This window comes from Sphingobacterium spiritivorum (assembly GCF_016724845.1).
Lineage (GTDB): Bacteria > Bacteroidota > Bacteroidia > Sphingobacteriales > Sphingobacteriaceae > Sphingobacterium > Sphingobacterium spiritivorum_A.
On sequence record NZ_CP068082.1, the window covers coordinates 1,858,765 to 1,881,096 of the forward strand.

General features: G+C 37.7%; 23 protein-coding genes. 1 reads left to right on the top strand and 22 read right to left on the bottom strand.

Features of this window, described 5'->3' with window-relative positions; all coding sequences use genetic code 11:
• From I6J03_RS07725 to I6J03_RS07825, 21 genes are all read right to left on the bottom strand, one after another.
• Nucleotides 1-729 carry an acylneuraminate cytidylyltransferase family protein gene (locus I6J03_RS07725; protein WP_003009035.1) on the bottom strand — a complete coding sequence of 243 codons (729 nt, stop codon included), beginning with the start codon at nucleotides 727-729 and terminating at the stop codon, nucleotides 1-3.
• 8 nt (nucleotides 730-737) lie between these two features.
• Nucleotides 738-1,790, bottom strand: a complete 1,053-nt coding sequence (locus I6J03_RS07730; RefSeq protein WP_003009037.1) for a nucleotidyltransferase family protein — start codon at nucleotides 1,788-1,790, stop codon at nucleotides 738-740.
• Nucleotides 1,787-2,938: a UDP-N-acetylglucosamine 2-epimerase gene (neuC, locus tag I6J03_RS07735; RefSeq protein ID WP_003009039.1), complete on the bottom strand. Its 1,152-nt coding sequence runs from the start codon at nucleotides 2,936-2,938 to the stop codon at nucleotides 1,787-1,789. The genes I6J03_RS07730 and neuC overlap by 4 nt, the downstream gene beginning before the upstream one ends.
• The gene (neuB, locus tag I6J03_RS07740) at nucleotides 2,939-3,943 is read right to left on the bottom strand and encodes an N-acetylneuraminate synthase (RefSeq protein WP_003009041.1); all 1,005 of its coding nucleotides are present in this window, start codon (nucleotides 3,941-3,943) and stop codon (nucleotides 2,939-2,941) included. It lies immediately after the preceding gene.
• Nucleotides 3,943-4,563: an acetyltransferase gene (locus tag I6J03_RS07745; RefSeq protein WP_003009042.1), complete on the bottom strand. Its 621-nt coding sequence runs from the start codon at nucleotides 4,561-4,563 to the stop codon at nucleotides 3,943-3,945. The genes neuB and I6J03_RS07745 overlap by 1 nt, the downstream gene beginning before the upstream one ends.
• A 4-nt stretch (nucleotides 4,564-4,567) precedes the next feature.
• The gene (locus tag I6J03_RS07750; protein WP_003009044.1) at nucleotides 4,568-5,710 is read right to left on the bottom strand and encodes a LegC family aminotransferase; all 1,143 of its coding nucleotides are present in this window, start codon (nucleotides 5,708-5,710) and stop codon (nucleotides 4,568-4,570) included.
• A gap of 2 nt (nucleotides 5,711-5,712) precedes the next feature.
• A complete protein-coding gene (locus tag I6J03_RS07755) occupies nucleotides 5,713-6,900 on the bottom strand; it encodes a UDP-N-acetylglucosamine 4,6-dehydratase (RefSeq protein WP_003009046.1) in 1,188 nt (395 codons plus the stop codon).
• A gap of 1 nt (nucleotide 6,901) precedes the next feature.
• Entirely contained in the window at nucleotides 6,902-7,762 is an 861-nt protein-coding gene (rfbA, locus tag I6J03_RS07760) for a glucose-1-phosphate thymidylyltransferase RfbA (protein ID WP_003009048.1), read from the bottom strand.
• A 6-nt stretch (nucleotides 7,763-7,768) separates the two neighbouring features.
• A complete protein-coding gene (gene rfbD / locus I6J03_RS07765) occupies nucleotides 7,769-8,632 on the bottom strand; it encodes a dTDP-4-dehydrorhamnose reductase (RefSeq protein WP_003009049.1) in 864 nt (287 codons plus the stop codon).
• On the bottom strand, nucleotides 8,629-9,177 hold the full coding sequence (rfbC, locus tag I6J03_RS07770; protein WP_003009051.1) for a dTDP-4-dehydrorhamnose 3,5-epimerase: 549 nt from the start codon (nucleotides 9,175-9,177) through the stop codon (nucleotides 8,629-8,631). Before rfbC ends, rfbD begins: the two co-directional genes overlap by 4 nt.
• A gap of 34 nt (nucleotides 9,178-9,211) precedes the next feature.
• Nucleotides 9,212-9,538, bottom strand: a complete 327-nt coding sequence (locus tag I6J03_RS07775; protein WP_232279763.1) for a four helix bundle protein — start codon at nucleotides 9,536-9,538, stop codon at nucleotides 9,212-9,214.
• A 107-nt stretch (nucleotides 9,539-9,645) separates the two neighbouring features.
• On the bottom strand, nucleotides 9,646-10,695 hold the full coding sequence (gene rfbB / locus I6J03_RS07780) for a dTDP-glucose 4,6-dehydratase (protein ID WP_003009055.1): 1,050 nt from the start codon (nucleotides 10,693-10,695) through the stop codon (nucleotides 9,646-9,648).
• A gap of 76 nt (nucleotides 10,696-10,771) precedes the next feature.
• Nucleotides 10,772-11,320 carry a helix-turn-helix domain-containing protein gene (locus tag I6J03_RS07785; RefSeq protein WP_157600511.1) on the bottom strand — a complete coding sequence of 183 codons (549 nt, stop codon included), beginning with the start codon at nucleotides 11,318-11,320 and terminating at the stop codon, nucleotides 10,772-10,774.
• 51 nt (nucleotides 11,321-11,371) lie between these two features.
• Nucleotides 11,372-12,370 (bottom strand): mannose-1-phosphate guanylyltransferase, encoded by a 999-nt coding sequence (locus I6J03_RS07790; RefSeq protein ID WP_002998051.1) that lies wholly within the window; start codon nucleotides 12,368-12,370, stop codon nucleotides 11,372-11,374.
• Nucleotides 12,371-12,618: 248 nt separating this feature from the next.
• Nucleotides 12,619-13,038, bottom strand: a complete 420-nt coding sequence (locus I6J03_RS07795) for an adenylyltransferase/cytidyltransferase family protein (protein ID WP_003009058.1) — start codon at nucleotides 13,036-13,038, stop codon at nucleotides 12,619-12,621.
• A 90-nt stretch (nucleotides 13,039-13,128) separates the two neighbouring features.
• Nucleotides 13,129-14,421: a nucleotide sugar dehydrogenase gene (locus tag I6J03_RS07800; protein ID WP_003009060.1), complete on the bottom strand. Its 1,293-nt coding sequence runs from the start codon at nucleotides 14,419-14,421 to the stop codon at nucleotides 13,129-13,131.
• Nucleotides 14,422-14,488: 67 nt separating this feature from the next.
• Entirely contained in the window at nucleotides 14,489-14,941 is a 453-nt protein-coding gene (locus I6J03_RS07805; protein WP_003009061.1) for an adenylyltransferase/cytidyltransferase family protein, read from the bottom strand.
• 671 nt (nucleotides 14,942-15,612) lie between these two features.
• Entirely contained in the window at nucleotides 15,613-16,752 is a 1,140-nt protein-coding gene (gene gmd / locus I6J03_RS07810) for a GDP-mannose 4,6-dehydratase (protein WP_003009065.1), read from the bottom strand.
• Between the two features lie 149 nt (nucleotides 16,753-16,901).
• Nucleotides 16,902-17,864, bottom strand: a complete 963-nt coding sequence (locus I6J03_RS07815; RefSeq protein ID WP_003009067.1) for a GDP-L-fucose synthase family protein — start codon at nucleotides 17,862-17,864, stop codon at nucleotides 16,902-16,904.
• Between the two features lie 65 nt (nucleotides 17,865-17,929).
• Complete coding sequence (locus I6J03_RS07820; RefSeq protein ID WP_003009069.1) at nucleotides 17,930-18,541, bottom strand: 3'-5' exonuclease; 612 nt, start codon at nucleotides 18,539-18,541, stop codon at nucleotides 17,930-17,932.
• Nucleotides 18,542-18,769: 228 nt separating this feature from the next.
• Nucleotides 18,770-20,050, bottom strand: a complete 1,281-nt coding sequence (locus I6J03_RS07825; RefSeq protein WP_039990149.1) for a replication-associated recombination protein A — start codon at nucleotides 20,048-20,050, stop codon at nucleotides 18,770-18,772.
• A gap of 112 nt (nucleotides 20,051-20,162) precedes the next feature.
• On the opposite strand from I6J03_RS07825, the gene I6J03_RS07830 reads away from it, so the two are divergent.
• Nucleotides 20,163-21,275 (top strand): tetratricopeptide repeat protein, encoded by a 1,113-nt coding sequence (locus I6J03_RS07830; RefSeq protein WP_003009074.1) that lies wholly within the window; start codon nucleotides 20,163-20,165, stop codon nucleotides 21,273-21,275.
• Nucleotides 21,276-21,371: 96 nt separating this feature from the next.
• On the opposite strand, the gene I6J03_RS07835 is transcribed toward I6J03_RS07830, so the two are convergent.
• On the bottom strand, nucleotides 21,372-22,112 hold the full coding sequence (locus I6J03_RS07835) for a dienelactone hydrolase family protein (protein ID WP_003009076.1): 741 nt from the start codon (nucleotides 22,110-22,112) through the stop codon (nucleotides 21,372-21,374).
• Nucleotides 22,113-22,332: the final 220 nt, after the last annotated feature.

Below are 22,332 nucleotides of genomic sequence, written 5' to 3' on the forward strand. Positions count from 1 at the left end.
TCAATATTTAAAATCGAAATCTAATTTTTTATTCTCCAGCAAATAAGACATAATCTCAAAATCAATTGGGTGATCCAGGTCAAAACACAAATGCGGGACTTCATAAACCATACTCTTGTTTGTAATTACTGTTTTATGCCCTTCCTCAAAGAATTTACGTTTAAACACATAAAAAGAAGCGTTCAAATCATAAACCTTTGGAGCTGATTGTCTAGTTAAAAATTGGCCGGTTTTACATAAACTAAAAAAACCATCTGAATTCTCTTCTACCATATTAAAATAAGGATTTCTATTTGCTGGACTAACCGAGAATAAATTTACTGCATCTTCATTATCAAATAGAATGTTAATAGCCCTACTTAAATCTTCTTTTGTACGAAGCGGTGATGTAACATCTAAGTCAATAACAAAATCATAATTATAATTGTTATTATTTTCTGCATAACACTTTATATCTTTAATAGCATCCAATTTTCCAGCAGAATCATTTGCAAGAAAGTCCGGTCTATTATAATCTGTATTAACACATGAAAATTCTAATGCTTTCACAACATCTTTAATTTCTTTAGAATCGGTTGAGAGAAAAATATCACTATCCCAATTTTTAGCAAATGACAAAGCCACTTCAATAGAATATGCAATTAAAGGTTTTCCACCAATGAACTTAATATTCTTTCCAGGAATCCCTTTTGAACCCCCTCTTGCACATATTGTAATTAATCCTTTCATATAATATCTTACAACTTAATATGCTTTATATCTTCTTGTGCTTTTTTAAAATCCTCATGTTTTCCAATATCCAACCAATAACCATTAATTGGATAAGTAATTAATTTCAAATTCATTTCAATGACACGATCCATCAAATCTGTAATATTAAAGAATTCATCTTTAGGAATCATTCTTAGCAAATCCTTCTTCAATATATAGATTCCCGCATTAGAATAATAAGTATATCTAGGCTTCTCTTTTAAAGAACGTACAGTATTTGTTTCATTAACTTCCAATACAGCATAAGGAACATCAACATGATATGAGGTCGCTGCAACAGCCATGTCAGCATTTGTGTCTTTAAATGTCTTGAAAAAATCTCCAAAATCGATATTCGTTAATAAATCTGAGTTCATAACTATAATATCATCATGATTAAAATGATCTACTAATAGAATTCCCCCAATAGTGCCCAAAGGCTTATCCTCACGAACATACTTAATATTGATTTCTTTTTTTGATCCATCTCCAAAATACTCTACTAATTGTTCTCCCAAATAATTTATACTAAGATTGATCGTACTAACTCCTACCTCTTTCAGTCTATCTATATTATACTCTATGATAGGCTTATCCCCTACACGTAACAGAGGCTTAGGCGTATTTTCAGTTAACGGGCGTAGTCTCCTACCTTCACCTCCAGCCATCAAGATTGCATCTGCAGGAATTAAAGTTCTACGTAAGCTAAAATCTAATATGTCTACAATATGGCGTGTAGGGCTTATTATAGGTATTATTTTAAGTAAATCTTTCCTAAATTTCTCTAACTGATTTAAATCATATTCATTCTCACGAATAAATACTGGATTTGACTGTATAAAATCTAACAAACTATTTTCAAAGCCTAATCCTCGGATAAATCCACGTCTCAAATCTCCATCTGTCAAAGAACCCAAAAGCTTTTTGTTTTCATCGACAACAAATAATATGGACGAAGGAGCAATCAAATCCAATTTTATTAAAGCATCTCTTACGGACTGTCCTTTATGAATAACATGCTTATCTACTAAAGTATTCATACAATATTGTTAAAATGTTTTTCAATGGATGCGCTACGTTCGGAAATTACTTTTATAATCCTTTTCGCAGCATTTCCTTGATAGTAAGGGTTACAAACCAAATTTAATCTACTTTGAAAAGAATCGCTTCTTAAATGTCCAAAACCTGCTACAATTTCTTCCACTTTGCAGTCAACATTGATAACACTGTCGGCCTGAATTCGTCCCCTTTGTCTATTGCCAATATTTAAAGTTGCCGTATGTAGAGAAGGAGCTTCTAATATCCCGCTAGAACTATTTCCAACAATAGCAGTACATTCTCTAACAACAGATAAAAATCTTAAAGCACCTAAAGATGTGAAGGCTTTTGCATTATTGTGATTCTTAGAAACATAATCATCTATCATTTGGTTTATAACCCTGCCATCTGTATCAGCATTTGCTTTCGTAAAGATAAAAAAACTCTGGTCTTGTAGATCTATTGCATCCAATAATATCTGGAACTGTTCAGCAGAACTTAATTCACTTAAAGTCTCAGGGTGAAAAGTAACTTGGTAATTGTATTTTAAGAATTTAATTCCTAAATCGTTTTCAATTTCTTCTTTAGTCAAAAGTTTAAGATTATTAATATTATCCAATCCAATTGCCCCCACATTGAACACTTGGTTAGGGTCTTCGCCCATTTGAATTATTCGATTTCTATATTCTTCGGTTGAGGCAAAATGAAGATGGCTCAACTTGGTTATTGCGTGTCGAATAGCATCGTCATAAGCCCCTTCCGTGATCTCACCTCCATGTAGATGCGCTATCGGAACCTTAAAAATTGTTGCTGCAGAAGCAATTGCCAACATCTCATAACGATCTCCTAATATAACCAATAAATCAGGCAATAATCTAGGCAGGACATCAGCCATACCGTTCATAGCAAGCCCCATTGTCTTAACAATACTGCCCGATGTATCTGACGACAATAAAATTTCTATTTTTTCATTGATTGTAAAACCATCAGCTTCAATTTGCAAATAAGTCAAGCCAAATTCAGGAGATAAATGTGCTCCAGTAACAATAACTTGTAATTCTAAGTCCGGTGACTGCTGGATCAAATCCATTAATGGTTTTAATAAACCATACTCCGCTCTTGTCGCTGTAACTACACAAATCTTTCTCATCTACAACACAATTATTTCATCTTCGTTAAAATCCTGAATGGCAACCTTCCCGATAACATTATCCCATTCCATTGGCGAAATCCCATTGCCTGGTCTTTTGACGGTTAAGTTATCTTCCGTAAAAATTTCTCCCTTTTTTATATTTTGAGAGGCTACTAAACTTTTACGCGCTATTGCCATGTTCTTTTTCTCTGACGCACTAGGTTCTTTAATTCCAGAACCTGAAATAGCTTCTTCTATATTTCGAATAGCACTAACCATAGCTTTCAACTCTTTTGGTTCTAATGAGGCAGCATGATCTGGCCCCTCCATTGTATTATCTAATGTAAAATGTTTTTCTATGATTTTCGCACCTAGAGCTACCGCAGCAACAGGAACTTCAATTCCTAAAGTATGGTCAGAGTATCCAATATTTACTTTAAACTCATCTGCAATGCTTAACATAGCTTTTAAGTTCACATCTCTCATTGGTGTTGGATATTCGGTATTGCAATGTAAAATCGAAATATCAGATACACCTTCTTTTACAAAGATTTGAGTCGCAGCTGCAATATCTTCCATTGTGGACATACCTGTTGATAATATAACTTTTGAGAACAATTTAGCTGCCTTTCGGAGGTAAGGTAAATTTGTAATTTCACCGGAAGGTATCTTGACTAAATCCAACCCTATATCTTTCAAATATTGTAAAGAATCTAAGTCAAATGCGGTAGAGAAAAACTGAACACCTTTTTCTTTACAATAAGCAATTATTTTTTCGTGATCTGTGTGTGATAATTCCAACTGCTTAAGCATCTCTAATTGTGAGTCTTCACTATTACCCGTATTCGTAATCTGATAATCTGCCTTTTTCGCACTTCTAGAAACAAGCTTATCCGCTTTAAAAGTTTGGAACTTCACATAGTCAACTCCCGCTTCTGCAGCTGCATCAACCAACTTAAAAGCATTTTTCAGTGAACCATTATGATTTACTCCTGCTTCGGCTATTATTAATACTCTACTCATTATTTTATTTTTCTAACTGGATTTCCAACCCAAGTTTCGTTATCTTCAATATCCTTAATAACTACTGATCCCGCTCCTACTATAACATTATCTCCAATAGTTATCCCTTGCTTAATTATCGCATTTGCTCCAATAAATGTTCCTGTACCTACCGTAACACTTCCTGCTAAAACAGCTCCTGGTGCAATATGAACTGAATCACCTAACACGCATTCGTGCTCTATTATAGCTCCGGTATTGATTATGCAATTTTGTCCAACAATTGCTAACGTATTCACAACACAATTACTGGATAAGAAACTTCCTTTACCGATGCGAACAAAATCATTAATTACCGCGGTGGGATGTACAACTGTAACTACCTCTTTACCCGCTTCTATAATCCGTTCAGCCACCCGTTTTCGGGTATTATTATCTCCTATTCCCAGCACAAACTTATCTATCCCATTCCAATTAAAGGATTCACTACCCTCATCGCCCAAAAATGTCAGTTGGTAAGGGTTATTATGTTTTCTCTTAGATCGATCACAATAAAAATGAACGGGGATTCCCATTTTTTTACATGCATCCAATACCACAAACGCATGTCCAGAATATCCTATTATTGCAACTCTATCCATCTTTCTATCTTACACTACTAGGAATGTTTACAATTCGTTCTTCTAAAAACTCCGCATTACGTTGAGAATCCCGCTGACAATGTTCGTACATAGGCAGGCGATACATAAGATTCCAAATTGGCCTTGTCATTACCCCATTCTCATTTGTATACTTTAGAAAATCTTCCCTATCCATCTTATCATTCAATTCAACACACATTAACCAATAATTAGCTTTCGTGTCTGGAGTTTCTTTTCTGAATTTTATTCCTAATTCAGAAAACAATGCAGCATATTCATCTGCCATCTGTCTTTTATCCGCCAAGAAACTTTCTAAGACCTCCATTTGAGCACAAGCTAACGCAGCATTCAGATTCGGCATTCTAAAGTTATATCCGAGTTCATCATGGAAAAATTCATAAGGATGTGGTCGTTTAGCTGTTGTTGTTAAGTACTTGGCATGTTTTCCTAACTCTAAATCATTAGTAATTAAAGCACCACCACCACCACAAGTAATCGTTTTATTGCCATTAAAAGAAAATCCAGATACTAATCCAAGGGTACCTGTATGTTTTCCCTTATAATAGCTACCCAAAGATTCCGCAGCATCTTCTACCAATGGAATATTCCATTTATCGCAAACCGCTAATAATTCATCTAGATGTACAGGAAAACCAAATGTATGCATGGGCATACAAGCAGCAATACGATTTCCGGTAGATTTGTTATAGCAACCATCTTCACGAAGTTCACCAAATTCTTCTAAAAAGAATGATAAAGCCTTTGGAGACAACCCCATAGTATCTAAATCTACATCTACAAAAATCGGAGTTGCGTGATTATAAACAATGGCATTAGCTGTTGCAATAAAAGTTAACGCTTGGGTTATTACTTCATCACCAGCTTTCACGCCTGCCAACCTTAAAGCTACCTGAAGAGATGCTGTACCGTTGACAACTGCTACAGCCTTTTCAGCACCAGTATAGGCTTGCATCATTTCCTCAAACTTATCTACATAAGCTCCAACAGACGAAACAAATGTAGAATCTATAGTATCCACAACATATTTTTTCTCATTACCTCTAAACCGCGGTTCATGAAGTGGAATAAATTTATCAGTTTTATACTGATCCCTAATAAAAGAGATTATATTATCTATACTCTGCATAATTACATTTTAGCGTCGAGATATTTCCCTGTTTCTTTATGCCCAAAGTCCGGAATCATTTGAAAAAATAAATCGACGATTTGTTCTTTATTCCACTTCTTATTCGATTTCATATGCTGAATAGCAGATTCAAACAACTGTAGTTTATCTTCTTCAATCTTCAATTCATTCTTAATTACACCTAAATTTTCAAATCGATTCATATCAAGAGTTTCGTGTTCTGTAAAAAACTCCTCAAAATCTTTCTCTCCAGTAGTGTCACTCCCTGTAAATAGACAAGGCCATTTTCCTTCTTGAGGTAAAGTATGGACTAACGATCTAGCTTCATTTTCATCTGCACACAAATAAGGCTCATACCCCATTTCTTTCAAATATTTTTCAGCAATCTCCGCAAAAGTAATTAAGTGTAAATTCTCACTTAATTTAGGGAAAAAGATATCCCTATTTTCACCAAATATACAAGACATTAAACATAATTCGCCCGACTCTTTAGGAATGACGAAATAACGCTTAATATCATTAGGTGCAACAATAGGTTGCCTCTTCTCGATACGCTTATTAAATCCATGCAGTAAAGAACCATCCGAAAAAGCAACATTTGCAAAACGAGCTGTAGAGATAGTAATTTCTTTACTACGGCGCATAAGAAACATTTCCATAATGCGCTTAGAGGCTCCCATCATATTCACAGGATTTGCAGCCTTATCCGTAGATACGCAGAAGTATTTTTTTACACCTTTCTCAATAGCTTGTTGCAAAGTTTTGTCTGTATTGAAGACATTGACATCCGCCATACGCATCAAAGTATAGGGATCCTTTTCGCTACGTACATGCTTTAATGCTGAAAGATTTAAAACATAGTCGTAATCACCATCTGCTTCCCAAAAGGCATCGTATTCGATAGAACCAATATCTAAAGCAAAAGTCTGAAAGTCTCCTTCGATATATCCAAAAGAGCTTCTGATATCGCGAACTAATTCTACCATATTATTCTCAGAAATATCTACAACATGTAATTTCTTGGGATTTCTTTTAAAAATCTCCTTTGTTGTTGCCTGGCCAATAGAACCGGCTCCGCCAATAACTAAGAATTTTGCATTGGAAATGATAGCTTCTAGTCTCTCTTCATGTTTTTGTATATCTTCATTAAAGAGCTCTTCCTTTCGGCCTATAAGATTTAAAATATTCATATTACCTGACAATATTCAATAAATATTCACCGTATCCAGATTTTCTTAAGGGTTCAGCAATCTGCAATAACTGTTCTTTATTAATATACCCCATACGATACGCTATCTCTTCAATAGCGGCAATTTTCATCCCCTGACGCTCTTCTATTACCTGAACGAATTGACATGCCTGCATTAGCGAATTGATAGTACCAGTATCTAACCAAGCCGTTCCTCTGTTAAAAACACCTACTTTCAATTTTCCTCTTCGTAGATACTCTGCGTTGATATCAGTAATCTCCAGTTCTCCTCGTGATGAAGGTTTAATATTTTTGGCAATTTCCACTACATCATTATCATAGAAATAAAGTCCGGGAACAGCATAATTAGATTTTGGTTCTTTTGGTTTTTCCTCAATAGAAACAACTTTATTATCCTTATCAAACTCTACCACACCATATCGCTCCGGGTCGGATACCTGGTAAGCAAATACAACGCCTCCATCGGGATCGGATGAGTCCTGTAATAATTTTGACATTCCTGATGCGTAAAAAATATTATCTCCTAGGATCAAAGCAACCTTGTCCTTACCAATAAAATCTTCTCCCAAAATAAAAGCTTGAGCTAATCCATCCGGGCTTGGTTGTTCCTTATATGAAAACTTACATCCAATTTGAGAACCATCTCCCAATAATTTTTGGAAATTGGGAAGATCCTGAGGTGTCGAAATAATCAAAATCTCATTAATACCAGCCAGCATCAATGTAGACAATGGATAATAGATCATAGGTTTATCATACACTGGCATTAACTGTTTTGAAACAGCTAATGTTAAGGGGTGTAAACGTGTACCTGAACCGCCTGCTAATATTATTCCTTTCATTTTTTTTTAGCTTTCAATTTCTATGTTCTTAGCAATCATCACTTTAAGGCTATCTTTCCAATTGGGAGTGTCAACCTTAAATGCATGCTTTATCTTTGATTTATCTAATAAGGAGTACCTTGGTCGTTTAGCCGGTGTAGGATACTGCGTAGTTGGAATGGGATTTATTTTACAATCTAAGCCTTTAATCTCACGAATCGCTACCGCAAAATCATACCAGGAAATTTCTCCTTCATTTGAATAATGGTAAATGCCACCAATCCATTTGTCACTTTCAATAATGTCCACAATAGCCAGAGCAAGATCGTGTGCATATGTAGGCGAACCAATCTGATCATTGATTACTGAAATTTCCTCCCTCTCGGACATCAGGCGAACCATAGTTTTTACAAAATTATTTCCATAAACTGAATAAACCCATGAGGTACGGATAATAATTCCATCAGGAAGCCATTTTTGGATAGCATGCTCGCCTTTCAACTTTGTCAATCCATATATATTGATAGGGTCTACGGGAGCGTCCTCTTTCAAAGGGATATTGGAATTGCCATCGAAAACATAATCTGTAGAAATAGCTATAAGCTTAGTTCCATGAATACGGCAGTATTGAGCAATTTCCGATGTTGCCAGATGATTAATCTGATCAGCTAACTCTTGTTCTGATTCCGCCCTATCTACAGCAGTATAGGCTGCTGCATGAATAATGACATCAGGTTGGTATTGTGCTAAAAGATCTTGAATGATCAATGTCTGATCTAAAGGCAAGTGTTTACGGTCTAAGAAATGATATTCTTTTTCAGTATCATTTCTTAGTATATCTTTAAGTTCAGATCCTAATTGTCCGTTTGCTCCAGTAATTACTATTCTCATATTCCAAAAATTTCCTTAAAACCGGGAGCTGCTTTGTCTTTATCAGATAATACCATTTCCTCTATTGGAATTTGCCAGTCTACAGCGAGATCTTTATCCAGCGGATGCACACCACATTCTGATTCTTTATTGTAGAAATTATCACATTTATAGAAAAAGGTAGCGGTCTCACTTAACACGACAAAACCATGTAAAAATCCCCGCGGAACAAATAGCTGCAGATTATTCTCAGCAGATAGTCTTACTGCAACGTATTGGCCAAACGTAGATGATCCGGCACGTACATCTACAGCAATATCAATTACCTCGCCTTCTAAAACCCGAACCAGTTTAGCTTGGGCATGATCTCCAGCTTGGGCATGTAATCCCCGCAAAACTCCTCTTGTGGAATAAGACTGGTTATCCTGGACAAAATGCGTGTTAGTTCCAGTAAGATCATTAAAGGTCTTTTCATTGAAACTCTCCATAAAATAACCACGCGAATCGCCATACTTAGCTGGCTCCAATATAAAACAACCCTGAAGCTTTGTTTCTGTAGCTTTCATCTTTATTTGTTGATATAGTTATAATGATAAATGGTTAAAGCGCATTAGCATCTTTATTATTTAAACTCGTGATAAGTTTAGCGATCATATTTTTAATAAAATGTATTCGCTTAAAGATATCTTCATTCTTTTGCATAAATCCTAATCGGACAGAAATTTCCAATTGTGTTTCGAGTTCACTTGTCGACCCTAAGGCAATATAAGGAAACCGGATAAATTCGGTTTTTCCTTTTCTTCCAGCCCCTTCAGCAATATTAGAAGGAATTGAAACTACTGATCTTTTAATCTGACTGGTTAGACCAAACATTTCCTCTTTTGGAAAGCTTGCAGCAATTTTATAGATATCTTCAACAAGTATCATACTCTCGTGCCACAGCTTTAAATCCTTATGCGAAGTAATCATAGACTTATCCCTTCTAACTTTTTAACTTTATATCCTTATCACTTTATAACACCCTAACCTTTTAACTATCTATACTGCTCCTCATAATACTTTTGATAATCCCCAGAAGTAACATGATCCAACCACTCCTGATTATTGAGGAACCAATCGATAGTGACAGAGAGCCCCTCTTCAAAAGTTACTGATGGCTGATAACCAAGTTCCTGATTGATCTTAGCAGCATCAATAGCATAACGAAGATCATGTCCGGGCCGATCTTTAACATAGGTGATTAACTGATCAGCGGTGCCTACCGGCCTTCCTAATTTCTCATCCATCTGTTTACACAATTCTTTGACCAGATCAATATTTTGCCATTCGTTAAATCCACCTACATTATAACTTTCACCATTTTTCCCCCGATGATATACCAGATCAATGGCCTTAGCATGATCAATTACAAAAAGCCAGTCACGTGTATACTTACCATCACCATAAATAGGAAGTGGCTTATTATTTAAAATATTATGTATACATAAGGGAATAAGCTTTTCCGGGAAATGATTAGGACCGTAATTATTGGAGCAATTCGTCAATACAATTGGTAAACCATACGTATCATGATATGCTCTTACAAAATGGTCCGATGAAGCTTTAGAAGCCGAATAAGGGGAATGTGGATCGTACTTGGTTTCCTCTGTGAATAATCCTGTAGCACCGAGTGCTCCAAAAACCTCATCCGTGGAGATATGGTGGAAACGTTTTCCCTCAAAGTTATCCCTCCATATTTCTTTAGCTGCATTCAACAAGTTAACAGTTCCGATAACATTCGTCATAACAAAAGCTGTTGGATCTGTAATAGACCGATCGACATGGGATTCTGCAGCTAAATGTATAACTCCATCCGGTTTATACTGTCGGAATATATCAAGGATCAGTGCAGCATCAGTAATATCAGCTTTAATAAATTGATAATTCGGTTTATCCTGAATATCTTTTAAATTTTCCAAATTACCTGCATAGGTCAATCCATCTAAATTGACAAGATGATATTCCGGATATTTTGTAACAAATTCACGAACCACATGGGAGCCAATAAATCCGGCTCCGCCGGTAATGATAATTGTTTTGCTCATATATTTCAAATGCTATTCTTAAAATTTTAATAAATCATAGAATTACTAATGTAATACAATCCTTTTTCTCACCAATCTATTCATGAGAGCTACTTCGGTATAAGTTAATTTTTTGTTCTTCAAAAGGTTTATTAAAATAAATTTCCACTTTTTTATCCAAACGCAAGCCGACCTTGTCCGCTAACTGCAATAAATATGCCTGATTTATTGTATTACCTAAAATAAGCACCTCAATAACTCCACTATCTAATCCTTTTGCATAGTTACCAATTAAACTAACCTCCTTAATATCCCCTGCTTGCTCCAATATATGATCAACAAACTGGTCAATTCCCAAAAAAGTATGAATTAAATTTTGAATAGGCTTAAATAGGGAATGTTTAGTATTAGCTCTATAAAGTATTCTGTTTTTCTCTGTTTCCTTATCCAAATAGCCTGCATCTGAAAGTTGATTAAGTTCTTTTCGGATCGCATTTGTTGACTCCTGAAATTCTTCTGCCAAACCTCGTAAATGGCTTTTATTACTTGCTGAAACGAAGAATTTAATCAGCAATTTAAGCCTGGTTTTTGAAGTAATTATCGATTCTAGCATTGGACAACCTAACTGAGTAACAAAAGTACTCACAATGATTTATATTAACAAATCTTTCGGATTTAGCGCTTTATTTTTTGCTGATTAATCTATCAATTTCGACTGATGCCTTTCCAAAGTATTATAAATCTTCTTGACATCCTGTGATTTTTCTTTCTGTAAAATCAGAAAAGCATCTTTGGTATATACGAGAATAGTGTTTTTTAATCCCACAAAAGCAGTATAGGTATCTGTACCGATTACCATATTGCCATTTTCATCTACCGGATGACCCGTCTGTTTTAGATAATCATACATAGATTCAAAAGACCCCAGATCGGACCAGTTGAAATGCGTTGCCACAACCCGAATCTTCTTCGACCGTTCCATTACCGCATAATCTATACTAATGGCCGGGATTTCCTTAGACAACTGCTCATCTAACAAGTTGTCTTTGCGATGTTTCCATGCAGCTAAAGCCGTAGCATATACTTTTGGCTCAAATTGTTGTAATTCCTGTAGAAAAGTATCCGCTCTGAAACAGAACATTCCCGAGTTCCACAGAAAATTTCCCCGTTCAATAAAATCTTCTGCAGTATCCTGATTTGGCTTTTCTCTGAAGGAGATAACCTGATCGCCCTGATACTCGATATAGCCATATCCCGTTTCAGGGCGTGTGGCCTGTATACCAAATGTAACTATATATCCCTGAGAGGCCTTTTCAATCCCTTTCTTCATCGATTCTTCATAGGCCTGCTCGCCCACAATCACATGATCCGAAGGGGTAACAATCAGAATATCATCCGATTTGGCTGCAAAGGCAGCAAAAGCAATTGCCGCAGCCGTATTTCGGGGAGTGGATTCAACTATATCTATATATTGTATACCATTGTTTTCCATCACCTCGCGACTGAGTTGATGATTATCTCTGTTACCGACAACAATAACCTGATCAGCCAAAGTCTGATTACGATTGACTGTCATCTCAAACAATGACCCTTCTTTAAAAAGACTCAGATATTGTTTGGGATAACTCTTACGTGACAAAGGCCACAAACGGCTTCCAACTCCGCCAGAGAGAATAACGTGTACAATATTGCTCATTTTTATGTTGTTACTATATTTTAATTAAATTTTATAATATTGTCAATAGGCTATATCGGTTTAAAAACAAAATCAATCATCGGCAGCTCCTATTGCGGATAATTCTGTCAGTCATATTGTTGGTGTGGACACCAACAAACGCAAAAGAAACCTTAATCTTGTCAAACTTCACTTATTACACCTCTCTCCTTTTCAAGGAGAGAGGTATTATAGCGGCAAATACACTAAAGCCAACTTTATCGACTCGACTATTTATCCGACTCTTTCTCTGCTACAACCCTTCTTAACCCGCTGCTGGAGAACCGGTGTGTACGTTTATTATAATAGATCTCAATACCTTTATCCACACAATACTGACGTCCGGTAAAATCCTTATCCCGATATTCCTCTCCGATTATCCGTATATCTATAGGCATTCCCTGGATAATATCTGCCAGATCCTGCTCACTGGTATAAGGAACAATTTCGTCCACATAACGACAGCCTTCCAGTTGAATATACCGTTCAACAATAGTTTGTGTAGGTTTATTTTTCTCAGGAAAGACTTCCGAAGGATCCGTATTCAATCCTACAATCAGGTAATCACAATTTCTCTTTGCTTCTTCCAACATCATAATATGTCCGGCATGAAGTAAATCAAAAACGCCAAATGTAATCCCTATTTTCATATGTAAAAATGTATTAGTCAAAATTAATAATTAAAACAACACTCTTGTCAAAAAACACAATTTGATTCTCTGTGCTCTACTATATTGATATCACAGTCGGGCATCCACTGATTGCTTATCCCAAAATCCTTTTGCATCAAATATTACTCCATTTTCTTTGACCAGAGATCGCGGTTCAATCTGCCCGAACTGATGATGAGCAACAGCTAATACAGCTCCATCATAGAATACAAGAGAAGAAAGCTCCTTTAAAATACGGATATTGTATTCTTTTTCAAATGCCTCCTCATCTACCCATGGATCATAGACATCTACAGTAAGTCCAAAATCCTGCAGTTCACGGATAATATCCATTACTTTTGTATTCCGGTAATCTGCACAATTCTCCTTAAATGTAACGCCCAATATCAAGACTCTGGCACCCATTAAAGCGGTTTCTCTGGAGATCATAAGCTTTATTAGCTTTTTAGCTATAAAAGTGGCAATCATATTATTCACCTGACGACCTGATAAGATCACCTGAGGATGATAGCCCAGACGTGTTGCTTTGTATGTCAGGTAATAGGGATCCACAGAGATACAATGTCCGCCGACCAATCCGGGCTTATATTTTAAAAAATTATATTTTGTTCCCGCAGCTTCCAACACCTCATTAGTGTCAATCCCCATGCGATCAAAGATCAACGCCAGCTCATTTACAAAAGAAATATTGACATCCCGTTGTGCATTCTCTATCGCTTTGGACGCTTCCGCAACTTTAATAGAAGGAGCAAGATGCGTTCCGGCTGTAATAATCTGTTTATATAACTGATCAATGACAACAGCGATTTCAGGTGTTGAACCGGAAGTCACTTTTACCACTGAAGACAAGGTATTTATTTTATCTCCCGGATTAATTCGCTCAGGCGAATATCCCACGAAAAAGTCTCTGTTAAATGTGAGTCCGGATTCTCTCTCCAAAAGAGGTACACATTCTTCTTCTGTACAGCCTGGGTAAACAGTGGATTCATAGATTACAATATCTCCTCTTTTTAATACACTTGACACAAGACGGGTCGCGGATAAAAGAGGCTGCAGATTTGGGGTATTAAAAGCATCAACGGGCGTAGGTACGGTAATAATATATACCTGAGCATCTCTTATATCCGTAAGATCACTACTGGCCACATAACCCATAATAGAAGAAGATTCTTCCCCATTGATCAGGGCAAGCAATTCTTCTTTAGAGATTTCCAAAGTACGATCATATCCGCTATTAAGTTCAGCAACTCTTGTTTCATTAATATCAAATCCGGTAACCTGATGATACTTTGAAAAGGCCAGCGCTAAAGGTAACCCCACATATCCCTGTCCGATAACGGCGATATTCATGCTATCCTGCATATCCGTGTATTATGGTAATTTTATACCTCAAAAAAGACTTTTTGAATTATGATTGTACGATCAAGACTTATGACTGTGTATTTTGTGCTTCCTTCTCAGCCACAATGCGACGGAGCCCTGAGCTTGAGAAGCGATGGTCACGGCTATTGAAATAGAGCTCAATACCATTTTCTTCACAATATTGACGCCCGGTAAAATCCCGTTCTTTATACTCATCTCCTACGACACGAACATCAATTTTGAATGCCCTCAAAATATCTTCCAGATCCTGTTCTGTAGCATAAGGAACAATCTGATCGACATATTTACATCCTTTGAGCTGGATATAACGCTCTACAACAGTCTGCGTAGGTTTATTTTTTTCAGGACGATCTATGGTAGGATCTGTCTGAAGTCCGCAGATTAGAAAGTCACACTGACGTTTAGCATCTTCCAGCATTTTGATATGACCGGCATGAAGCAGATCAAATGCACTAAATGTGATGCCTATACGGACATCTTTATGTTGTATATCTTTCATTTTAATTTTATATCATCTTTTGAAAGTATAAAATTACCACTTTATACTAATCCACTTATCAAAAGTCCAACAGCAATAAGCAAATTATATGCCTTATATACGCATTTAATAAATAAAGATAATTTAATCTCTTTCAATTGTAAAGTTAGCAATAATGAATTGATTAATTGGCCACCTAATAAGTGAAACAGCACCTATCTTGCTAAAGCATCTGCTTAGAGCTAATTCACTAATAGTCAGATAAAAAAAATACTCTTTCGTTTATCGGTCTGCTTAAGCTTCGTTGCTGTACCCATCAACGGTTTTTCGATCCTTGATTAATGTCTCCCTGTGACTGGCAAACGCCCCAGAAACATTTGTTAGTATTCTCATCAACGGAAGTCTTGAGGTTGATATGAACAGGATCTAAGCCCTCCCGATAAAAAAGGAGTAGAGAAACTAATTCGCGAAACCGTTGCCACTTCTATGATGAGCGTCCACCTTTGCCTTTACAGTCTCTATAACTTCACCAGAGCCTCTCTGTCCTGTGGGCATTTCTCCTTTTCAAGAAGAGCATTAATCTGGTTGGGTCCTTGTCACTTCTATGGTGCAGCGTCCGCTTGTACCCAATTCATTAAACAGCCTGATCACAAGCGTCGCTTCTCTTAAGCTTGCACTATAAAAATAAAAACTTACTCAGCCTGATTGACAACTTTATGTCCTGCTTTCATCAGTTCACAGTCTCTTTTAAATAAATCAACATCAGAGGCCACCATCTCCTGTACTAATCCGGCCAGGTCATATTTAGGTTTCCAGCCTAATTGCGTATTCGCTTTTGTAGGGTCACCGATTAACAGGTCTACTTCTGTAGGACGGAAATAAGCCGGATCAACATGTATCAAAACATCTCCAACCTTGACTGTCGGAGTATAATCTTTTAATAAAACACTTGTTATAGCTTCGTCTATATGATCCAGAATTCCAACTTCATCGACTCCTTCTCCTTCGAATCGCAGGTGAAAACCGACCTCTGCAAATGCCATACGGATAAATTCGCGAACTTTTGTGGTTACACCTGTCGCAATGACAAAATCTTCCGGTTTTTCCTGTTGAAGAATAAGGTACATCGCCTCCACATAATCTTTTGCATGTCCCCAGTCCCGCTGGGCATCCAGATTCCCGATATACAGCTTATCCTGCAAACCTAATGCGATCTTAGCAACGGCCCTTGTAATTTTGCGTGTTACAAAAGTTTCTCCGCGTAATGGAGACTCGTGATTAAAAAGAATACCATTACACGCATACATACCATAGGCTTCTCTGTAATTGACTGTAATCCAGTACGCATACATCTTTGCTACGGCATAAGGAGATCTCGGATAGAAAGGAGTTGTTTCAGATTGCGGGACAGCCTGTACCAGACCGTATAATTCTGAAGTTGAAGCCTGATATATCTTTGTCTTTTTTTCCAAACCCAACAGACGCACAGCTTCCAGAATACGCAACGTACCTATACCATCTGCATTGGCTGTATATTCCGGTGTATCAAAACTAACCTTTACATGACTCATCGCCGCAAGGTTGTAGATTTCATCCGGCTGTGTCTCCTGAATAATACGCGTCAGATTCATGGAATCCGTCAAATCTCCATAATGGAGCTTCATTCGCTGATGAGGATGATGAGGATCCTGATACAGATGATCTATACGGGCTGTGTTAAATAATGATGATCTTCTCTTAATCCCATGAACCATATACCCTTTACTCAAAAGCAATTCGGCCAAATAAGCTCCGTCCTGTCCGGTGATTCCCGTGATTAATGCTGTTTTCATCTTTATATAATTACCGTTTTTTCTGTTATATGTGATATTGTTACGTTGTTTATCTGCTTTTATACACTGAATGCAACATTAAAGCTACTTTACAACCCTATTTTTTATAGATTTATTTTGTTTATAAAGCATACTTTAACAAAGCAAAACTACAATTTTACTTCTTTATAGCGATCAGTATTTGCTAAAAACCACTTGTAAGTTGTTTGTATTCCAGCCTCCAGTTCAACCCGATGTTTCCAACCCAAAGCGTGCATTTTAGACACATCCATTAGTTTGCGCGGAGTACCGTCCGGTTTTTCCGAATCCCACAAAATCTCCCCCTTATGCCCTACGATTTTTTGTATAGCAATGGCCAGATCACGGATACTCAGGTCTTCCCCTGTACCTACATTGTACAAATGTTCCGGTAATGTATTTTCTAAGGCAAAAATTGTGGCCTCCGCCAGATCATCTACAAATAAAAACTCCCGTAACGGTGTCCCCGACCCCCAAAGTGTAACCGGCCGATCGCCCGCCAACTTAGCTTCATGAAATTTACGGATCATTGCAGGCAATACATGCGAGCTGTTCAGGTCAAAATTGTCATTGACTCCGTACAGGTTAGTGGGCATCAGACTGACAAAATCTTTACCATACTGCTTCCTGACCGCTTCACAGGCTTTTACACCAGCAATCTTTGCTATAGCATACGCCTCATTAGTCGGTTCCAGTGTATCTGTCAATAAAGAATCTTCTGTCAAGGGTTGCGCAGCAAACTTAGGATAAATACAGGAACTCCCTAAAAATATAAATTTTTCGACATTTCCCTTAACTGCAAAATCAATCAGGTTGTTCTGAATCTGAAGATTCTCGATCAGAAATTGATAGGGATAAGTACTATTTGCGAGTATTCCGCCTACACGTGCGGCAGCATCAATCACGACCTGAGGATTTTCTTTTTCAAAGAAATCTCCTACCTGTTGCTGGTCCCGCAGATCGAGTTCGCTACTGGTTTTGCCAATAATATTTGTATATCCTCGAGCACGTAGTACTCTTTCTATTGCTGAACCAACCATTCCGCGGTGTCCTGCAATATATATTTTACTGTTTAATAAGGGATTTGCATTCATATATTCTGATTCAATTGAAATCTATAATCCGGCAATATTAATACCTGCGTTTAGGATGTACTTGACTACACAACACCATCTCTTCCGTTATCTGGCTCGCCCTTTTTAGCAACCTCATCCGGTTGAATCAATAATTCTTCCGCAGGAAATACACGATCTAACAACTCCTGAGTGACTTCATTTTGCTTCAGGTAAAGGAAAGCGGCTGCTTTCGCATCTGATAGAGCCTCATGATGATTCAGATCTATACCCATGATCTCACAGCATAAATTAAGCTTTGTTTTTTTAAAGCCCTTGTCCCTATAGATTTTGCTGGTGCATTCCCACATGACCGGCAAGTGAAGCTCACGATAATCCAGACCGCAGGCCTTCATTGTTTTGGATAATACTTCACGATCAAATTTTTCATTATGTGCGACCATCTTTTTGTTCTGAAGAAGATCTTTAATCTTTGGATAGATCTCCTCAAAAGTAGGTGCATCTGCGGTGTCTTTGGGTTTGATGCCATGAACACGGGTCGTCTGCCACATGTATTCATTCTTCGGAGGTTTGACCAGACTATAAAATTCGTCTGTGATTACTCCCTGGTCAACACGCACAATACCAACAGAACACACACTATTGTAGGCAGCAGTTGCCAGCTCGAAATCTATTGCAATAAATGATTGTAATGCCATGTAGGTTACAAATCTAGATAAACTTAGTAGGATATACAACTTTCGTAAAATTAACAGAATCTCCTGACTTCGATTGTAATTTCAGCCACGGAGGTATCAACGAAAGCCTGATGTGCCAAAAAGAACGTTAAAATAAGATTCTTTAAACAGGTTTGTCAGACTGCTGGCCCGGACGCTGATACAGTTGCTTATCAGCGTGGTGTTGGCTTCTATATCAACACCATACTCTTAGTATCCGTATTTATTCTTCCATTTTTCTTTGAGTGACTGGCGAAGTTTCTCCTCCGCAGCATTTTTCCCAGGATCATACAGTAATGTGCCACTGATCTTGTCCGGCATAAATTCCTGATCGACAAAATTACCCGGAAAAGCATGTGAATATTTATATTCAGTCCCATAATTAAGCTCTTTCATCAGTTTAGTAGGTGCATTACGAAGATGAAGAGGAACAGACAAATCGCCTGTCTGCTTGACAAGTCCCTGCGCTTTATTGATGGCCTCATATGAAGCATTGCTTTTCGCTGAACTTGCAAGGTAAGTGACTGTTTGGGATAAAATAATGCGGGATTCGGGCCAGCCTATGACATTCACTGCCTGAAAACAGTTGTTAGCCAGTAACAGCGCATTAGGATTAGCATTGCCAATATCTTCTGATGCAAGGATCAGCAACCGGCGGGAAATAAAGGAAGGATCTTCCCCGCCTTCAATCATACGAGCCAGCCAATAGACAGCCGCATTGGGATCACTCCCTCTTATCGACTTGATAAAAGCTGAAATAATATCATAGTGCTGCTCCCCGGTCTTATCATAGATCGCCATATTCTGCTGCACCTGCTTAAGCACAAATTCATTTGTAATCGGCTTATTCAGGCTTAGAGACGCATTTACTACAAGCTCCAGCACATTCAGCAGCTTACGTGCATCACCTCCTGAAAGACGTAATAAAGCTTCATATTCCAGAACTTCTATTTTCTCTTCTTTTAGAAATTCGTCTTCAGAAATAGCCGAATTTACAATACCGATCAGTTCTTCTTCAGTCAGATGCTTTAATACATATACCTGACAACGGGACAAGAGCGCGGAGATCACTTCAAAAGAGGGATTTTCCGTAGTAGCACCTATTAATGTAACAAGTCCCCGTTCAACAGCTCCCAATAGAGAATCCTGCTGAGACTTTGAGAAACGATGAATCTCATCTATAAAAAGTATCGGTTGTTCCTGATTGAACTTCTGCAGTTGATCAGCCTTTTCAATGACTTCCCGGATATCTTTGACACCGGATTGTATCGCACTGAGACTAAAAAAAGGCCGGTCCAATGCTTTAGCCATTAACAGGGCTAAAGTAGTCTTCCCTACTCCCGGAGGACCCCACAATATCATCGATGGAATATTATTTTGTTCAAGTGCATTTCGCAATACCGCACCCTCTCCTACAATATGCTCCTGCCCGACATATCCGACAATATTTCGGGGACGCATTCGTTCTGCTAATGGAATTCGTGTTGCCATGATAGTAACAAACTTAGCAGATTTTTCATGGACTTTCAACGGATTACAATAACTTTACAGAAGGACCTCTGCTGAAGAGCTCCGTTTTTCACATATGATGTTATCTTTTTTTATGACTAAATATAAAATGAATATTACAGGATTAGTCTTATTCCTGACGATCGGTCTGTTTTCAATTTCTGCCCCTTCCTTTGCACAGCAAAAAGATCAGGAAGATCCTGCCGGTTACATCAGCAAATACAACCCTAACTTTGCCGGCATAGGTCCTCCGGTCTATTTTGTCCCTGCTCCACGTACCACAGAAGAAATCTTACATGATGCGTATAAAAACAAACAAACCTTCGCAGATACCATTGCCATTGCACTGACCTTACAACGCTTTCTGATTGATTACAAGCTGACTTCCAATTCGGCACAGCTGCAATATCTGATCTCCCCTCTCCCTGCAACACCACAGGCCTGGGAAACTATTATTCAGCAGACCCGCAATGCAGACAACATGAATACACTGTATGGCCTTTTGAATGAGTCCGCATTATATGCAATCAAAAACGGAGCTTATCCGCTTGCATTGAAACAACTGGAAGAAGCACTATCTACAGTACAAAAGACAGAAAACAAAAATGATCTGTCCATTATTCAGTTCAATCTGGCGAACCTCTATCTGTTTGATCAAAAATTTGAACAGGCAGCTAATTTCCAGGAGCAGTACTATAAAAATGCCATTCAGAATAAAACATATCTGGATCAGGCTAATTCTTTGGTTAAGATTGCGACAATTCAGGCATTTGACAGAGATTTTAAATCCGCAGAGCAGACGATTATCCGAAAAGCTATCCCGCTATACAACAAAACACGTTCTTACGAAGGCAAGATACTGGCCTGGGAGCAACTTGCACTGATCTATCAGATGCAGAAAAAGCATACACAAGCCCAGTGGTTTCTTTTACAGGCGCGCGAACTGGCAGAGAAGAAAAGTCTGCCCGGAGAACTGGCTGAACTGGAATATATGCTGGCTGAATCCAAATTTGATGATGGCAACCTGAAAGTTTCTAAAAATGAATTTATAAACGCCCGCAAATTAGCCGAAAAAGAAGATAATAAACTTTTACAATTAGCCATTGAAAACAAAATCGGCGAGCTGTTTATGAAATTAAAAGACTACAGCGCAGCAAAGGAATCACTCGAAAAATACTGGGCGCTACGAGCTGAACTCTTCAAATAAATAAGCTTAAAACACATTAAAGCGATTATTTGAAAACAAAAAATCTCCCCGTTTTATCCTGAAACGGAGAGATTTGTGTTATAAGGTTTTCTTAATTTATTTCTCCAGAACTTCTTCCAGAAACATCATCAAATGTTGCCAGGAGCGTTTTGCTGCCAATGGATTGTAATCCTGCGATTTAGGATTAGTGAAAGTATGCTTGCTTGCAGCATAATAGATCATTTGCCAATCAGCGGCAGCCTCATCCAATTCCTTTTGCAAAGCCACAATATCACTTGCCGGCACACTTGCATCTGCAGCCCCATGTAATACTAATACTTTAGTACGGACAGGACCATTCGCTCGGTCTCCTTTTCCAAGTCCGCCATGTATAGATACCACAGCTTTAACAGGTAGTTGCGCACGTGCAGCTTCCAATGCACCGGTTCCGCCAAAGCAGTAACCAATGACAGCTATACGTTGCGGATCCGCTCCTTGTTTTACCAGTTCATCCAAAGCCACTTTAATTCGTTGTTGATATAAGGCATAGTCAGATTTAAACTGTCCTGCGATCTTACCGGCTTCAGCAGAAGTCTTTGGTATATTTCCCTGACCATATATATCGGCAATAAAAGCCGTATATCCTGCTTTTGCCAGATTTTCGGCCGCAGTCTTTGCTTCTTCATCAATACCCATCCATGCAGGCAGGATCAGTACCCCGGGTTTATTCTTCTGATCTGCTCCGGATAATAATCCCTTTAGTTTTTGTTCTCCATCGCTATAGTCCACTTCCTGAAGCTGAGCAAAACCAGTCTGTACCATTCCCATTGTAAGTAGTATTAAAAAAATTGTTTTCATATCTGTATTTGAATTAGCTGTCTTCCTGTATGATTAACCCTCATGTTTTCATTTTGTTTTTTCTAATGTTACTTCCGTTTAAGACACAGATTTGTAATAATATTTGACTTTGGATGTAAAATAGTTACTATATTTAGTCCTTGTAACACATACATCATACATTTTTATTTAATTTTAACGTTTAAGAGTCGAACAATCAATTTTGTTTCACGCGAATGAA

What these genes read in the sequence shown, in the direction of transcription:
- I6J03_RS07725 (WP_003009035.1), bottom strand. Translation starts at nt 729, where the DNA reads ATGAAAGGATTAATTACAATATGTGCAAGAGGGGGTTCAAAAGGGATT.
- I6J03_RS07730 (WP_003009037.1), bottom strand. Translation starts at nt 1,790, where the DNA reads ATGAATACTTTAGTAGATAAGCATGTTATTCATAAAGGACAGTCCGTA.
- neuC (WP_003009039.1), bottom strand. Translation starts at nt 2,938, where the DNA reads ATGAGAAAGATTTGTGTAGTTACAGCGACAAGAGCGGAGTATGGTTTA.
- neuB (WP_003009041.1), bottom strand. Translation starts at nt 3,943, where the DNA reads ATGAGTAGAGTATTAATAATAGCCGAAGCAGGAGTAAATCATAATGGT.
- I6J03_RS07745 (WP_003009042.1), bottom strand. Translation starts at nt 4,563, where the DNA reads ATGGATAGAGTTGCAATAATAGGATATTCTGGACATGCGTTTGTGGTA.
- I6J03_RS07750 (WP_003009044.1), bottom strand. Translation starts at nt 5,710, where the DNA reads ATGCAGAGTATAGATAATATAATCTCTTTTATTAGGGATCAGTATAAA.
- I6J03_RS07755 (WP_003009046.1), bottom strand. Translation starts at nt 6,900, where the DNA reads ATGAATATTTTAAATCTTATAGGCCGAAAGGAAGAGCTCTTTAATGAA.
- rfbA (WP_003009048.1), bottom strand. Translation starts at nt 7,762, where the DNA reads ATGAAAGGAATAATATTAGCAGGCGGTTCAGGTACACGTTTACACCCC.
- rfbD (WP_003009049.1), bottom strand. Translation starts at nt 8,632, where the DNA reads ATGAGAATAGTAATTACTGGAGCAAACGGACAATTAGGATCTGAACTT.
- rfbC (WP_003009051.1), bottom strand. Translation starts at nt 9,177, where the DNA reads ATGAAAGCTACAGAAACAAAGCTTCAGGGTTGTTTTATATTGGAGCCA.
- I6J03_RS07775 (WP_232279763.1), bottom strand. Translation starts at nt 9,538, where the DNA reads ATGATACTTGTTGAAGATATCTATAAAATTGCTGCAAGCTTTCCAAAA.
- rfbB (WP_003009055.1), bottom strand. Translation starts at nt 10,695, where the DNA reads ATGAGCAAAACAATTATCATTACCGGCGGAGCCGGATTTATTGGCTCC.
- I6J03_RS07790 (WP_002998051.1), bottom strand. Translation starts at nt 12,370, where the DNA reads ATGAGCAATATTGTACACGTTATTCTCTCTGGCGGAGTTGGAAGCCGT.
- I6J03_RS07795 (WP_003009058.1), bottom strand. Translation starts at nt 13,038, where the DNA reads ATGAAAATAGGGATTACATTTGGCGTTTTTGATTTACTTCATGCCGGA.
- I6J03_RS07800 (WP_003009060.1), bottom strand. Translation starts at nt 14,421, where the DNA reads ATGCAGGATAGCATGAATATCGCCGTTATCGGACAGGGATATGTGGGG.
- I6J03_RS07805 (WP_003009061.1), bottom strand. Translation starts at nt 14,941, where the DNA reads ATGAAAGATATACAACATAAAGATGTCCGTATAGGCATCACATTTAGT.
- gmd (WP_003009065.1), bottom strand. Translation starts at nt 16,752, where the DNA reads ATGAAAACAGCATTAATCACGGGAATCACCGGACAGGACGGAGCTTAT.
- I6J03_RS07815 (WP_003009067.1), bottom strand. Translation starts at nt 17,864, where the DNA reads ATGAATGCAAATCCCTTATTAAACAGTAAAATATATATTGCAGGACAC.
- I6J03_RS07820 (WP_003009069.1), bottom strand. Translation starts at nt 18,541, where the DNA reads ATGGCATTACAATCATTTATTGCAATAGATTTCGAGCTGGCAACTGCT.
- I6J03_RS07825 (WP_039990149.1), bottom strand. Translation starts at nt 20,050, where the DNA reads ATGGCAACACGAATTCCATTAGCAGAACGAATGCGTCCCCGAAATATT.
- I6J03_RS07830 (WP_003009074.1), top strand. Translation starts at nt 20,163, where the DNA reads ATGACTAAATATAAAATGAATATTACAGGATTAGTCTTATTCCTGACG.
- I6J03_RS07835 (WP_003009076.1), bottom strand. Translation starts at nt 22,112, where the DNA reads ATGAAAACAATTTTTTTAATACTACTTACAATGGGAATGGTACAGACT.